The organism is Agrobacterium tumefaciens (genome assembly GCF_031801495.1).
GTDB classification, from domain to species: Bacteria; Pseudomonadota; Alphaproteobacteria; order Rhizobiales; family Rhizobiaceae; genus Agrobacterium; species Agrobacterium tumefaciens_K.
In genome coordinates, this window is the sequence record NZ_JAOEGC010000001.1 from 1,490,096 (window position 1) to 1,504,563 (window position 14,468).

Here is a 14,468-nt window from a genome sequence, read left to right on the forward strand (position 1 = left end):
GGCATATCTTACGTTGACGTTCACGTAAATACTTTATCTCCTGTCTGTAGCGCCGTCAGTTCCCGTCATAGCGGGCTTCGGTTTGCGACAGCCCTGTCGTTTGCGACGTATTCTTGAACTCTGCCGCCCTTGGCGGCACGATGGTGCGATCAAAAAGGGGAACGCCGCGCCTGCGCATGAAAATCACCAGAATGGCACCTGCCAGAATGCCACCAACATGCGCGCCCCACGATACGTTTTCTTCAAGACCGAGCACCAGCATCAGGAATTGCTGGCCGATCCACAGCGCCAGCGGAATAAAGGCGGGCAGGGGAAGAGGGATACGCATGAAAACCAGTACCCATACCCGCACTTTCGGGTGCAGCAGGAAGTAGGCGGCAACGATGCCCGAGACGGCACCGGATGCGCCGATCAACGGACCTTCCGACATCGGCGCGACCAGACCGTGAAACAGGGCACCCGCGATTGCGCAGGCGAGATAGAAGATCAGGAAGCGGGCGTGGCCGAGCGCATCTTCAACATTGTCGCCGAACACCCACAGGAACAGCATGTTGCCCGCCAGATGCCAAAAATCCAGATGCACGAATGCGTAGGTGAAGACCGTCAGGTCATCGGGCACGATCTGCAGGGCGGGTTCCAGATAGGCATAATCGAACACCACGGCTGGAATGAAGCCAAGGCCCAGGGCGGCGGCATTCGCCTGGGTATCGCTGGCCAGAACGCCGGTGAAAAGCCAGACGAGAACATTGATAGCAATCAGCGATATGGTGACGTATTGCAGGCGGATATGCTTGAGCGCATTCGCGTCGTGCAGCGGTATGAACATTCGATGCCCTTCGCTTTTTGCGCCTGACGGCCTTATCTGTTCTGGCCGGGAACCCAGAGAATATCGGCCTCGCCCATCTCATTTGCAAACCGGGCGGCGACGAACAGGAAATCCGAGAGCCGGTTTGCATATTTGATGGCTGCGGGACTGACGATTTCGTTTTCGGTAACCGACAGTTCCACCATCAACCGTTCCGCCCGGCGGCAGATTGTGCGGGCAAGATGCAAATGCGCCGCCGCCGCACTGCCGCCCGGCAGTACGAAGGAGGTGAGCGGTGAAAGTTCGGCATTGAGCTGGTCGATCTCGTTTTCCAGTCGCGTCACCTGCGCTTCGACGATCCGCAGCGGCTCCCATGCTGGCGGCTCATCCGTTTCCGGCGTGGCGAGATCGGCACCGAGGTCGAAAAGATCGTTCTGGATGCGAAAAAGCATGGCGTCGAGGGCTGCCATGTTCTTTGTGTGAAGGCGTGCGATGCCGATGGCCGAGTTGGTTTCATCGACGGTGCCATAGGCCTCGACGCGTGCATCGTGCTTCAGACGGCGTGGACCGGATACCAGCGCCGTGGTGCCTTTGTCGCCGGTGCGGGTGTAGATCTTGTTGAGCTTCACCATGTCAGCGCCCGCCGCCCGTCAGCCAGAGCGTGAGCATAATGAGCGCGATGGCGATGGCCTGCAACAGCAGGCGAAGCTGCATCAGCTTGTTGGAGCGATTTGCATCCTGCCCCTTCAGCATGTTGAACAGCCCGCGTATCAGGACGATGACGACGAGGCCCATGATGATCAGGGCCAGAACGGTGGTGAAACCGGACATTTTCTAAAACTTCCTCCCTCAATCAAACCTGCGCAGCAGACGGTAGAACAGTCCCGCAGGCAGAAGCCGTTTCAGCAGCAATCCCTGCTTGGCCGGAACGGTGACGGGATAATGGGGTTTGGGATTGGCGGCGGTCAAGGCGTGTTTCAGCACCGCATAGACCGCGTCGGGGCCGAGCTTGTGGCGGTTGACCGGACCGGAGCCATCCATGCGCGCAAGCTGGCGTTTGTATTCCACGGCATGGGCGGAATTTTCGAGATCGATATTGTCCTTGATGTGGCTGAGCGCCGTCGCCGTGAATTTGGAGGCGATCGGTCCCGGCTCTATCAGGCTGACGTGGATGCCGCTGCCCTGAAGCTCCATGCGCAATGTAACGCCAAGTCCTTCGATTGCGAATTTGGAGGCGGTGTAGGCGCCGCGATATCGATACGGCACCAGCCCGAGAATGGAGGAGCAATGCACGATGCGGCCGGTGCCGCGTTTGCGCATGAAGGGAATGACCTGCTTTGTCAGATCGTGCCAGCCGAAGACGTTGGTTTCGAACTGCCGCCGCAAAGCGTCTACCGGCAGATCCTCTACCGCGCCCGGTTGGCCATAGGCGCCGTTGTTGAACAGCGCATCGATTCGCCCGCCGGTCCGCTCGGCCACTGTCTTGACCAGAGCCGATATCGTCTCCGGCTTGGTGTAGTCCATGATGAGCGTCTCGATGCCTTGATTTTCAAGCGGCGCCATATCGATGATGCGCCGGACCGTCGCAAACACCCGCCACCCATCGCGATGCAGCGCAGCAGCGCAATAAGCGCCGATCCCGGAAGAGCATCCGGTGATGATAATGACGGGCTTTTCGGACATGGAGGCTCCGCGTTTCGAATGATGTCTGCTCCGAGGCAGGAAGCAGAAAGATGTTGCCAGCGCAAAAGCCTTTCAGTTTCTGGAACCGAATGGCGGCCTTGTGCGCTGTACAAACCGAAGCTGATTTCCCATATTCGGGAGAGAGTTACAAATGAAATGCCGATGAGTGGAGGTGACATGGTTGCCGCAGTGCGCCTGGCAGGCAAGGTTGCCTTCGATGCCTACTTTCATTTTGCCGAGGATGACGGCTGGGCCATGGCAAGCCACATGGCGCTGTCGATTCTGCTGGCTCTCTTCCCGTTTCTGATCTTCGGCACGGCACTCGCGGGTTTTCTCGGTGCCGATCAGTTTTCTGAAACGGCGGTGCATCTGATCTTCGATATATGGCCGGAAACGATCGCCGCGCCGCTTGCCGCGCAGGTGCAGCAGGTGCTGACCATACCGCGTGGCGGTCTGCTGACCGTTTCGGTGCTGGCGGCAGCTTATTTCGCCTCCAACGGTGTCGAGGCGCTGAGGATATCGCTGAACCGCGCCTATCGGGTTTCGGAAACCCGCTGGTGGTACATGACGCGCCTTCTCAGCCTGTTTTACGTGCTGATCGCCGTTGTCGTGTTCGCCGGTATCAGTCTCGTGCTCGTGGCCGTTCCGGTCGCCACATCGCTTGCCGAGCAGCGGTTTCCCTGGCTGACGGATATTCTCAACACCGTGTCGAGCCTCGGCCTTTACGGCACAGTGGTGATGCTGATCGTCGGGCTAATTGCCGCGCATCTTTGGCTTCCTGCCGGCAAGCGCCGTATCTGGGATGTCTGGCCCGGTATTCTGCTGACGGTGATTTTCTGGGCCATCGGTGCGGCCATCTTCGCCTATTATCTTTCAACCTTCGCCAATTATGCCGCCACCTATGCCGGTCTTGCTTCGGTCATGGTGGTGCTGGTTTTTCTTTATATGGTCGGCGTCATTTTCATGCTCGGTGCGGAGGTGAATGCCGCGCTGATGAAATACAAGGTCCGCCAGATCATCCGGCGCAACATCAACGGCTCCAGCCGCAAACCACAGCTAGACGAGGCCAACGAGGCGGCGGATATATGAGGGCGTTGCTCCATCCAGTCGCAAGGCTGAAAGGCCGGTGCTGCCCTCGCTTTTCGAAAGCTTGCGCCCATCGGTTCCCAATACCAGCCGGTGGTGATGGTAGAGAGGTGCTGGCAGGTCCAACAAGTGCTGCAACAGGCGGTGGATGGCGGTGGCATAAAACAGGTCCATGCCGCGCACCACATGGGTGACGCCTTGCAGGGCATCGTCCAGCACGACGGAAAGGTGGTAGCTCGACGGCGCGTCGGAGCGCGACAGAACGACGTCGCCCCAAGCGGACGGATCAGCGGCAATTCTGCCCGTCTCACCATAGCCGCTTTCACGCCAGAACAACGGTTCGCCTACAGCGCGAATGGCTTTTTCCATGTCCAGCCGCCAGGCGTATTGTTTGCCGGATGAGAGAAGTTCGGCCTGCTCGGTTTCCGGTCTTTCCCGGTCGATGGCCGGGTAAAGCGGTGCGCCGTCCGGATCACGCGGCCAGCTTTTGCCATCCGCCTCATATGCCTTGACGATGGCCTTCGTCTCGCCACGGCTCAAAAAAGCGGGGTAGGCCAGCCCCGCCTCGATCAGCCGGGTTAGCGCGTTCCGGTATTCATCGAAATGGTCGGATTGGCGGCGAACGGGTTTTTCCCATTCCAGCCCAAGCCATTGGAGATCGTCATAGATTGCCTGCTCTAAGGCAGGCGTGCAGCGTGTCTGGTCGATATCCTCGATCCGCAGCAGAAAACGGCCATCGTTTTTCTGCGCCATGCCGTGATTGAGGAAAGCGGAAAGCGCATGTCCCAGATGCAAGGGGCCATTGGGACTTGGCGCAAAACGATAAATGGGCTTTTGACGGAGAGGCGAAGGCATGGTTTGTTCTGCCATGTTTTGAAGCGCTTCGCCATCCGGCTTGAGGCGGGCGCATGGACGGAAAAAGCATATGAAGATCATCAAGGGTGCAGACGAGATCAGCGAAGGGCTGGAGCATCTCGCCCGCCTCGATCCGAACCTCGGCCCAATCATCGAAAAAGCCGGGCCGCTGGAACTGCGTCTTGCCGAGCCGGGCTTTGCCGGTCTTGCGCATATCGTCGTATCGCAGATGGTGTCGCGTGCCAGCGCCAATGCCATCTGGGGCCGCATCGTGACGGGAACCGGAACAGTGACTGCGGATGCCTATCTTGCCGTGCCGCAGGACATCCGTGCCGGTTTCGGGCTGTCGGGTGCGAAGGCACGAACGTTGCAGGGGTTGGCTGAGGCTGTAGCGATGGGCGAGATTGATCTTTATTCCATCACGCGGATGGATGCGAAGGATGCGCTTTCTGAACTCACGGCGCTACGCGGCATCGGCCCGTGGACGGCGGAAGTCTACCTGATGTTCTGCGGCGGGCATCCGGATATCTTTCCCGTGGGGGACGTCGCCTTAAGGGCGGCGGTTGGTCATGCGCTGGTGCTGGAAAACCGTCCGGAAGCCAGATGGCTCACAGATCGTGCCGAGGTCTGGGCGCCATGGCGCTCCGTCGCCGCCCGCCTGTTCTGGGCTTATTATGCTGCCGTTATGCGTCGCGATGCGACGCCGTTGCCCTGATTTTCAATAATCCACGATGCTATAAGGCAGCGGCCCGCGCGACAGGTGGTCCACATGCAGCCTGCGTTTCAGCGGTGGCACGGCGCGCTGCACGCAATCGATGCGCTCGCAGACGCGGCACGAGACGCCGATGGGTTTGAAGGATGAGGCATTGGCGAGTTCCAGCGTATCGGCGTAGACGAAGCTGTCCGCATGGGAAATCTCGCAGCCGAGCGCAATGGCATAACGCGGCCTGTCGGCATCGAAACCGGCGCTTGCCTTCTCGATCTGTGTGGCGATGGAAAGGTAGCGCACGCCATCTGGCGTTTCGGCAAGCTGGCGGACGATGCGGTCGGAGCTTTCGAAAGCCTGATGAATGTTCCAGAGCGGACAGGCCGCGCCAAATCGGGCGAACTGCAATTTGGTGGCGCTGTGGCGTTTGGTGATGTTGCCGGCGCGGTCGATCTTGGCGAAGAAGATCGGCACACCTTTCAGGCCGGGCCGTTGCAGGGTGCTGAGCCGGTGGGCGACCTGTTCCAGACTGGCGCCAAAACGGGCGGAGAGAAGCTCCAGATCATGCCGCAATTCCTGTGCGGCCCGATGGAACAGGCCGTAAGGAAGAACGAGGGCTGCGGCGAAATAATTGTGCAGCCCGATGCGACAGATTTCCTTCGCTTCAACCGTGCGGAAACCCGCATTCGACAAAATGGTTTCCACCGCAGCGCCTGCGTGGAGCTGGGCGATTTGCAATGCTGCCTGAAAGCTGCGGGTCGGCAGCGGCGCATAGGCGTTCAGCGTGAGTGTTTTGCGTCCCGCATCGAAGTGGCGGATCAGCGTGCCTGCCGCATCTGCCCGTTCGACACGGATCGCGTATCGGTCGCGGAGGAATCCGGCCAGAATGCCGTAGGTTTCACCGCCGTCAATCTCCAGTTCGCTCGCCAAGCTTTCGGCCAGCGTGTCGATCTCGTCGACATAATTGTCGACGAAATGAAAGAAATCCCGCACCTCCTCGTAAGGGGTGGTTTCCACCTGCGAGACGCCGCGTCCCAGGCTTTCGTCCAGCCGCAGCAATTGCTCGCTGTTCTGGCGATAGGCCTGATGGGCGCGCAGCAGGGCGTGGGCGAAACCGGGCGCGTTCTGGGCGATCAGCTTCAGTTCCTGCATGCCCGGTTCGTAGTTGAGGAAAAGCGGATCTTTCAGCGCCTCGCGCACGGCAGATACCAGCCGGTCGCCTTCGCCGGTTGCCAGCTCCGCCATGTCGAGCTGGAACTTTTCCACCAATGTCACAAGTACGCTTGCCGAAACCGGACGCTGATTGTTTTCGATCTGGTTGAGGTAGCTCGCCGAGATGCCAAGCCGTTCGGCAAACTGCGACTGCGTGGTGCGGGCATTTTCGCGAAGGCTGCGCACCTTGCGGCCGATGAAGAGTTTTTCTGTCGCCATGCTTTGCAACTTTGCAAATTTTAATATTGCAAATATTTATGGCACACATACGCGCACGATCAAGCCTTCTTAGGGGCTGCGTTCTCGGCTATTGATATCCTTGAAAATTGGGTGGAGGAAACATGTCCGGCATCATCGACCAACTGGAAGCCCGTCGTGCGGAAGCGCGCATGGGGGGCGGTCAGAAACGTATCGACGCGCAACATGCCAAGGGCAAGCTGACGGCCCGCGAGCGTATCGACGTGCTGCTGGATGAAGGGTCCTTCGAGGAATACGACATGTACGTGACCCACCGTGCGGTGGATTTCGGCATGGCCGAACAGAAGATCGCAGGGGATGGCGTCGTGACCGGCTGGGGAACGATCAACGGTCGTCAGGTCTATGTCTTCTCGCAGGATTTCACAGTGCTCGGCGGTTCGCTCTCCGAAACGCATGCGCAGAAGATCTGCAAGATCATGGATATGGCCGTTCGCAACGGTGCGCCGGTGATCGGCCTCAACGATTCGGGCGGTGCGCGCATTCAGGAAGGTGTCGCCTCGCTTGGCGGTTATGCCGATGTGTTCAAGCGCAATGTCATCGCTTCCGGCGTCGTGCCGCAGATTTCGGTCATCATGGGGCCATGTGCGGGTGGAGCCGTCTATTCGCCAGCCATGACCGATTTCATCTTCATGGTGCGCGATACCTCCTACATGTTCGTGACCGGGCCGGATGTGGTGAAAACCGTGACGAACGAAATCGTCACAGCGGAAGAACTGGGCGGTGCCTCCACCCACACGAAGAAATCCTCCGTTGCCGATGGCGCCTATGAAAACGATATCGAGGCTCTGGAAGCCGTACGCGCCCTGTTTGATTTCCTGCCGCTGAACAATCGCGAAAAGCCGCCCGTTCGGCCATTTTACGACGATCCGGCAAGACTTGAGGCGCGTCTGGACACACTGATTCCGGACAGCTCCAACAAGCCATACGACATGAAGGAACTCATCCACGCGCTGGCCGACGAGGGCGATTTTTTCGAGCTTCAGGAAGCGTTTGCAAAGAATATCATCACGGGTTTCCTTCGCCTCGAAGGCCAGACGGTCGGCGTTGTGGCAAACCAGCCGATGGTGCTGGCGGGCTGTCTCGATATCGACAGTTCGCGCAAGGCCGCCCGCTTCGTGCGCTTTTGCGATGCTTTCAACATTCCGCTTCTGACGCTGGTGGATGTTCCCGGCTTCCTGCCCGGTACGGCGCAGGAATATGGTGGCGTCATCAAGCACGGTGCAAAGCTGCTGTTTGCCTATTCCGAGGCGACGGTGCCGATGGTGACCTTGATTACCCGCAAGGCCTATGGCGGCGCTTATGACGTCATGGCGTCGAAGCACATCGGCGCGGATGTGAACTATGCGTGGCCGACGGCGGAAATCGCCGTGATGGGAGCAAAGGGTGCTGCCGAAATCCTCTATCGTTCGGAACTATCCGACCCCGACAAGATCGCGGCGCGTACTAAGGAGTACGAAGAACGCTTCGCCAACCCGTTCGTGGCGGCGGAACGCGGTTTCATCGATGAGGTCATCATGCCGCATTCGTCACGCCGGCGCATCGCCCGCGCTTTCGCCGCTCTACGCAACAAGCAGGTGGAAACGCGGTGGAAGAAACACGACACGATACCGCTGTGAACGGAATGACCTTTAAAAAAGCTTCGGCAACCTTACTATAGTGATGTTGAGGCGTCCGGTGTGATCCGGCGCGGTCTTTCAGAAGCACAAGGACAGATTTTATGGCCGAGAACTCCCCAGAAGATAATTTCCCAGCCGGTTACGTGGTGCCGAAGGTCTGGACCTGGGACAAGGGTAATGGCGGCGCTTTCGCCAATATCAATCGCCCCATCGCCGGTCCCACGCATGAAAAGGAATTGCCTGTCGGCAAACATCCGTTGCAGCTTTATTCGCTGGCGACGCCGAATGGCCAGAAGGTCAGCATCATGCTGGAAGAGCTTCTGGCGGCTGGTCAAGAAGGTGCGGAATACGACGCCTGGCTCATCAAGATCGGCGATGGGGACCAATTCGGTTCCGGTTTCGTTGGCGTCAATCCGAACTCGAAGATCCCGGCACTGATGGACCATTCCACGCCCGAGCCGACCCGCGTGTTCGAAAGCGGATCGATCCTCGTTTATCTCGCGGAAAAGTTTGGCGCGTTTCTGCCGAAAGAGGGCAATGCCCGCACGCAGGCGCTGAACTGGCTGTTCTGGCAGATGGGCTCTGCGCCCTTCCTCGGTGGCGGTTTCGGGCATTTTTACGCCTATGCGCCGATCAAGATCAAATACGCCATCGACCGTTACGCCATGGAAGTGAAGCGCCAGCTCGACGTGCTGGATCGCCACTTGGCTGAAAACCGGTATCTGGCAGGCTCCGAATATACCATTGCCGACATGGCCACATGGCCGTGGTACGGCAAGATCGCGCTCGGTCAGGCTTACGGTGATGCGGGCGCTTTCCTCGAGGCGGACGGTTATAAGAACCTGATGCGCTGGACGCTGGAAATCGGCGAACGCCCTGCGGTAAAGCGCGGTTCGATGGTCAACAAGACGTCGGGCGACCCGTCCGAACAGCTGCATGAACGCCATGATGCCTCCGACTTCGACACAAAGACGCAGGACAAGATCAGCAAGGCATGATTTGAGGCATGTCGCGCAAATGTATGCCGCGATTTTGCGATAACGACATGCGATAGACAAAACTGAAAGCGTGTCGCGAATCTGGAAGATCGCGACACGCTCCAGAAGACGAGAAAAGGAAACGATGATGGCGAACCTGCCCGAAATGACCAAACACCGGGGATTTCCATCCGGCATGCCGAGCACAGGTGTTCAGTTCACCATCCGCCGCGCCAATCCGAAAGGCGTGACACCCATCAAGATGATCCCCCGGAGGGCGCGAAACGACACCAAGGAGCACCGTATCGATGCCGCCTTCCTGCACTCGCTCTGGCACCACTTCGGGCCGGAGCCTTTCGAACGCGGAAACCTCGATGCCGCCCGCCTCAACTTGCTGTTCGGCCGCGAGGTCGTGCCTGCGGAAAAGAACTTCGATCCGGTTTCCTATCAGGCGATGCTGGTCATCGACGAGCGCGTCGCACGGCAGAATTTCCCGGAATCATTCGAGAATTTTTTCGAGATTTGAGAGCGTCTCTCAGACATTGATTGAAAATGACGTTGCGGGAGGCGACGGCGCATGATCCAGAAAATCCTCATCGCCAATCGTGGTGAAATCGCCTGCCGGGTCATCAGAACGGCGAAGAAGCTCGGTATTGCGACGGTTGCCGTTTACTCGGATGCCGATGCCAATGCGCTGCATGTAAAAATGGCGGATGAGGCGGTGCATATCGGTCCCGCGCCTTCGAACCAGTCCTATATCGTCATCGACAAGATCCTCGATGCCATCAGGAAAACCGGTGCGGATGCCGTGCATCCGGGCTATGGGTTCCTGTCCGAAAACGCGGCGTTTGCCGAGGCGCTGGAAAAGGCGGGCGTGACCTTCATCGGTCCGCCGGTCGGCGCCATTCAGGCAATGGGCGACAAGATCACCTCCAAGAAGCTGGCTGCGGAAGCGGGCGTGTCCACTGTTCCCGGCCATATGGGCCTGATCGCTGACGCCGACGAGGCGGTGAAGATCGCCGGGGAAATCGGCTATCCGGTGATGATCAAGGCGTCCGCCGGTGGCGGCGGCAAGGGCATGCGCATCGCCTGGAATGATCAGGAAGCGCGGGAAGGTTTCCAGTCCTCGAAAAACGAGGCGAAATCCTCCTTCGGTGACGACCGCATCTTCATCGAAAAATTCGTGACGGAGCCGCGTCATATCGAAATTCAGGTGCTGGGCGACAGGCACGGCACCGTGCTTTACCTCGGCGAGCGAGAGTGCTCCATCCAGCGCCGCAATCAGAAGGTCATCGAGGAAGCGCCGTCTCCGTTTCTCGATGAGGCGACACGCAAGGCCATGGGCGAACAGGCCGTGGCGCTGGCGAAATCGGTCGGTTATCACTCCGCCGGTACGGTGGAATTCATCGTCGATGGCAAGGCCAATAAGTTTTACTTCCTTGAAATGAATACCCGCCTTCAGGTGGAGCATCCCGTGACCGAACTCGTGACCGGCATTGATCTGGTCGAGCAGATGATCCGCGTGGCATCGGGCGAAAAGCTTTCCTTCGGCCAGCAGGATGTGAAGCTGAACGGCTGGGCCGTCGAGAGCCGACTTTATGCCGAAGATCCCTATCGCAACTTCCTGCCGTCGATCGGCAGGTTGACGCGCTACCGCCCGCCGAAGGAAGGCACCCAGGAAAACGGCACCATCGTGCGCAATGACACTGGCGTTTTCGAAGGCGGCGAAATCTCGATGTATTATGATCCGATGATCGCCAAACTGTGCACCTGGGGCAAGGATCGGGTCACTGCCGTCGATGCGATCGCGGATGCGCTGGATCGGTTCGAGGTGGAGGGCATCGGTCACAATCTGCCGTTTCTGTCAGCCGTCATGCAGCATGAGCGTTTTCGTGAGGGGCGGCTGACGACCGGCTTCATTGCTGAGGAGTTTCCGGACGGTTTTTCCGGGGTGACGCCGGACGAGCAGACGACACGGCAACTGGCCGCCATTGCCGCCGTGATCCACCAGCGCGTTCAAAACCGCGCCGTGGAGATTTCCGGCACCATAGGCAACCACCGCCGCATCGTCGGCAGGGACTGGATCGTCTCGCTCGGCACGTCGTCTCATCATAGGGTCAGTGTCAAAACCAATGCGGAAGGCATGGCTGTCCGCTTCGAGGATGACGCTGCGCTGACGGTCGATACCGGCTGGCTTCCAGGCCGCACGCTCGGGCTGTTCACCGTAGACGGTGAGGTTCTGGCGGTTAAGGTCGATCTTTCCGGCTCTGCCATACGTCTTCGCCAGAAAGGAATTGACGGACTTTGCCGCGTCCGCAGCCCCCGCGTTGCTGAACTGGCGCTTCTGATGCCAGAAAAGCTGCCGCCGGATACGTCCAAACTGCTGCTTTGCCCCATGCCGGGTGTCGTTACCGGTGTTGCCGTCAAGGAAGGCGACGAGGTGGAGGCCGGTCAGGCGCTGGCGACCGTCGAGGCCATGAAGATGGAAAACATCCTGCGCGCCGAAAAGCGCGGGCGTGTTTCGAAGGTCGCGGCCAAACCGGGCGATAGTCTGGCCGTGGATGAGGTCATTCTGGAGTTCGAATAAAGCACGGCTGGAACGGATTGGTGCAAGGGGGATTGTTCCCTCGGGTATGACACGGCAGAAGGGAAGAGATGCATGTCTGACGAAAAGAAGCGTAACGACTGGCAGCTTCTCGCCGAAAAGGAACTGAAACGTGCGCCGGAGGAACTTGTCTGGCACACACCTGAAGGTATCGATATCAAGCCGGTTTATGCTGCAGATGATATCGCAGACCTTTCCCATCTCGACAGCCTCCCCGGTTTTTCGCCCTTCGTGCGTGGACCCCGCGCCACCATGTATGCCGGACGACCCTGGACGATCCGCCAATATGCCGGGTTTTCGACGGCAGAGGCGTCCAATGCCTTCTACCGCAAGGCGCTGGCGGCCGGTCAGCAGGGCGTTTCGGTCGCCTTCGACCTTGCCACCCATCGCGGTTACGACAGCGACCACCCGCGCGTGGAAGGCGATGTCGGCAAGGCGGGTGTCGCAATAGACAGCGTTGAGGACATGAAAATCCTGTTCGACGGCATTCCGCTCGAAAAGGTTTCGGTGTCGATGACCATGAACGGCGCGGTCATTCCGGTTCTGGCCAATTTTATCGTTGCGGGCGAGGAGCAGGGTGTTTCGCGTGCAGCCCTTTCGGGTACCATTCAGAACGATATTCTCAAGGAGTTCATGGTCCGCAACACTTATATCTATCCGCCCGAACCGTCGATGCGCATCATTGCCGATATCATCGAATATACGGCGAAGGAGATGCCGAAGTTCAACTCCATCTCCATCTCCGGCTATCACATGCAGGAGGCGGGCGCGACGCTGGTGCAGGAACTGGCCTTCACGCTGGCGGATGGCCGCGAATATGTGCGCGCCGCTCTTGCCAAAGGGCTGAATGTCGATGATTTCGCCGGTCGTCTGTCGTTCTTTTTCGCCATCGGCATGAACTTCTTCATGGAAGCCGCCAAGCTGCGTGCAGCGCGCCTGCTCTGGTCGCGCATCATGGAGGAATTCAAACCGCAGAAGGCATCGTCGCTGATGCTGCGCACCCATTGCCAGACATCGGGCGTTTCGCTTCAGGAGCAGGACCCCTACAACAATATTGTCCGCACCGCCTTCGAGGCGATGTCTGCGGTGCTCGGCGGCACGCAGTCGTTGCACACCAACTCCTTCGATGAGGCGATTGCTCTTCCGACGGAGTTTTCCGCCCGCATCGCCCGCAACACGCAGCTGATCCTCCAACATGAAACCGGCGTCACCAAGGTTGTCGATCCGCTAGCCGGTTCCTATTACGTCGAAAGCCTGACCGATGAGCTGGCCGAGAAGGCCTGGGCGTTGATCGATGAAGTCGAAGCGCTCGGCGGCATGACGAAGGCCGTGGCCGACGGGTTGCCGAAGCGGCTGATCGAGGAAGCGGCAACGCGCCGTCAGGCCGCGGTGGACAAGGGCGAAGAGGTCATCGTCGGCGTCAACCGTTACCGGCTGGAAACGGAAGACGAGATCGAGGTGCTGGATATCGACAACGCCGCCGTTCGCGCCGCGCAGATCCGCCGTATCGAGGATGTGAGACGCCGCCGCAGCAAAAGCGACGTGGAGCAGGCGCTGGCTGCGCTTGCGGAGGTCGCACGCACGGGCAAGGGCAATATTCTCGAAGCGGCGGTTGTAGCCGCCCGAGCCCGCGCCACGGTGGGTGAAATCTCAGATGCGCTGCGTTCCGCCTTTGGCGACCATGCCGCCGTGCCGGAGGTGGTGAGCGATATCTACGGCGAAGCCTACAAGGACGAGCCGGAACTTGCGACGCTCGCTGCCCGCCTTTCTGGCGTGGCCGAAAAGGTCGGCACCAAACCGCGCATCATGGTCGCCAAGCTCGGGCAGGACGGACATGATCGTGGTGCGAAGGTCATCGCATCGGCCTTCGGTGATATCGGTTTCGATGTGATTGCCGGACCTCTGTTCCAGACGCCGGACGAGGCTGCCGACCTTGCCGTCAGGAACAAGGTGCATGTTGTCGGCATGTCGTCGCTGGCGGCAGGCCACAAGACGCTGGCGCCCCAGCTTGTCGAAGCGCTTAAAGCCAAGGGCGCACGGGATATCATCGTCGTGGCGGGTGGGGTAATTCCGCGTCAGGATTATCAGTTCCTGCTCGACCACGGCGTTTCCGCCATCTTCGGGCCGGGCACGAACGTCATGGATGCCGCCAACAAGGTGCTCGATCTTCTCGAAGGCATCCGCCGCAACGCGTAAGGAAACCACGATGTTTGGAAAGCTGAATCACATCGCCATCGCGGTGCCGGATCTCGATGCCTCCGTCGCGCATTACAGGGCGCTCGGGGCAGGGGTATCGGAGCCGCAATCGCTGCCGGAGCATGGCGTCACCGTCGTGTTCATTCAGGCGGACAATACCAAGGTCGAGCTTTTGCATCCGCTGGGGGAAAACTCCCCCATAGCCGCCTTCCTCGCCAAAAATCCGGCGGGCGGCATGCATCATCTCTGTTTCGAGGTGGCGGATATTCTGGCGGCGCGTGACGATCTTGTTCAAAAAGGCATCCGGATTCTCGGCGATGGCGCGCCAAAGATCGGCGCTCATGGCAACCCGGTCCTTTTCCTGCATCCGAAGGATATGAACGGCGTGCTGTATGAACTCGAGGAGGTCAGGCCAGCACAATCGCCGACACATGGCTGAAACACAATTGCCATAAGAGCCGCGCCTGAA

The 14,468-nt window shown here is 59.3% G+C and carries 14 protein-coding genes; 8 read left to right on the forward strand and 6 right to left on the reverse strand.

Annotated features, from left to right (window positions below; all coding sequences use genetic code 11):
* Positions 1-55: 55 nt before the first annotated feature.
* From N7578_RS06970 to N7578_RS06985, 4 genes are read right to left on the reverse strand one after another with little or no spacing between them, the layout of a single operon-like run.
* Positions 56-826 (reverse strand): rhomboid family intramembrane serine protease, encoded by a 771-nt coding sequence (locus N7578_RS06970; protein WP_311109549.1) that lies wholly within the window; start codon positions 824-826, stop codon positions 56-58.
* Between the two features lie 32 nt (positions 827-858).
* Entirely contained in the window at positions 859-1,437 is a 579-nt protein-coding gene (locus tag N7578_RS06975) for a cob(I)yrinic acid a,c-diamide adenosyltransferase (RefSeq protein WP_311109550.1), read from the reverse strand.
* 1 nt (position 1,438) lies between these two features.
* On the reverse strand, positions 1,439-1,636 hold the full coding sequence (locus N7578_RS06980) for a twin transmembrane helix small protein (RefSeq protein ID WP_311109551.1): 198 nt from the start codon (positions 1,634-1,636) through the stop codon (positions 1,439-1,441).
* Between the two features lie 18 nt (positions 1,637-1,654).
* Positions 1,655-2,488 carry an SDR family oxidoreductase gene (locus N7578_RS06985; RefSeq protein WP_311109552.1) on the reverse strand — a complete coding sequence of 278 codons (834 nt, stop codon included), beginning with the start codon at positions 2,486-2,488 and terminating at the stop codon, positions 1,655-1,657.
* Between the two features lie 177 nt (positions 2,489-2,665).
* On the opposite strand from N7578_RS06985, the gene N7578_RS06990 reads away from it, so the two are divergent.
* On the forward strand, positions 2,666-3,577 hold the full coding sequence (locus N7578_RS06990; protein WP_311109553.1) for a YihY/virulence factor BrkB family protein: 912 nt from the start codon (positions 2,666-2,668) through the stop codon (positions 3,575-3,577).
* Here N7578_RS06990 and gluQRS read toward each other — a convergent pair.
* On the reverse strand, positions 3,545-4,429 hold the full coding sequence (gene gluQRS / locus N7578_RS06995) for a tRNA glutamyl-Q(34) synthetase GluQRS (RefSeq protein ID WP_311109554.1): 885 nt from the start codon (positions 4,427-4,429) through the stop codon (positions 3,545-3,547). The two genes, N7578_RS06990 and gluQRS, sit on opposite strands and share 33 nt — an antisense overlap.
* Positions 4,430-4,499: 70 nt before the next feature.
* Between gluQRS and N7578_RS07000 the strand changes: the two genes are divergently transcribed.
* Complete coding sequence (locus N7578_RS07000; protein WP_311109555.1) at positions 4,500-5,144, forward strand: DNA-3-methyladenine glycosylase; 645 nt, start codon at positions 4,500-4,502, stop codon at positions 5,142-5,144.
* Positions 5,145-5,147: 3 nt separating this feature from the next.
* Here the strand turns inward: N7578_RS07000 and N7578_RS07005 are convergent, their stop codons facing one another.
* Positions 5,148-6,566 carry an XRE family transcriptional regulator gene (locus N7578_RS07005; RefSeq protein WP_311109556.1) on the reverse strand — a complete coding sequence of 473 codons (1,419 nt, stop codon included), beginning with the start codon at positions 6,564-6,566 and terminating at the stop codon, positions 5,148-5,150.
* Between the two features lie 122 nt (positions 6,567-6,688).
* Here N7578_RS07005 and N7578_RS07010 point away from each other — a divergent pair, with 122 nt between their 5' ends.
* From N7578_RS07010 to mce, 6 genes are all read left to right on the forward strand, one after another.
* On the forward strand, positions 6,689-8,221 hold the full coding sequence (locus tag N7578_RS07010; RefSeq protein ID WP_311109557.1) for an acyl-CoA carboxylase subunit beta: 1,533 nt from the start codon (positions 6,689-6,691) through the stop codon (positions 8,219-8,221).
* A gap of 101 nt (positions 8,222-8,322) precedes the next feature.
* The gene (gene yghU / locus N7578_RS07015) at positions 8,323-9,219 is read left to right on the forward strand and encodes a glutathione-dependent disulfide-bond oxidoreductase (RefSeq protein ID WP_311109558.1); all 897 of its coding nucleotides are present in this window, start codon (positions 8,323-8,325) and stop codon (positions 9,217-9,219) included.
* Between the two features lie 127 nt (positions 9,220-9,346).
* Entirely contained in the window at positions 9,347-9,724 is a 378-nt protein-coding gene (locus tag N7578_RS07020; protein WP_311109559.1) for a hypothetical protein, read from the forward strand.
* 51 nt (positions 9,725-9,775) lie between these two features.
* A complete protein-coding gene (locus N7578_RS07025) occupies positions 9,776-11,785 on the forward strand; it encodes an acetyl/propionyl/methylcrotonyl-CoA carboxylase subunit alpha (protein WP_311109560.1) in 2,010 nt (669 codons plus the stop codon).
* Between the two features lie 72 nt (positions 11,786-11,857).
* Positions 11,858-13,999, forward strand: coding sequence for a methylmalonyl-CoA mutase (gene scpA / locus N7578_RS07030; RefSeq protein WP_311109561.1), 2,142 nt, complete (start codon positions 11,858-11,860; stop codon positions 13,997-13,999).
* Positions 14,000-14,009: 10 nt separating this feature from the next.
* Complete coding sequence (gene mce / locus N7578_RS07035) at positions 14,010-14,438, forward strand: methylmalonyl-CoA epimerase (protein WP_311109562.1); 429 nt, start codon at positions 14,010-14,012, stop codon at positions 14,436-14,438.
* Positions 14,439-14,468 lie beyond the last annotated feature (30 nt).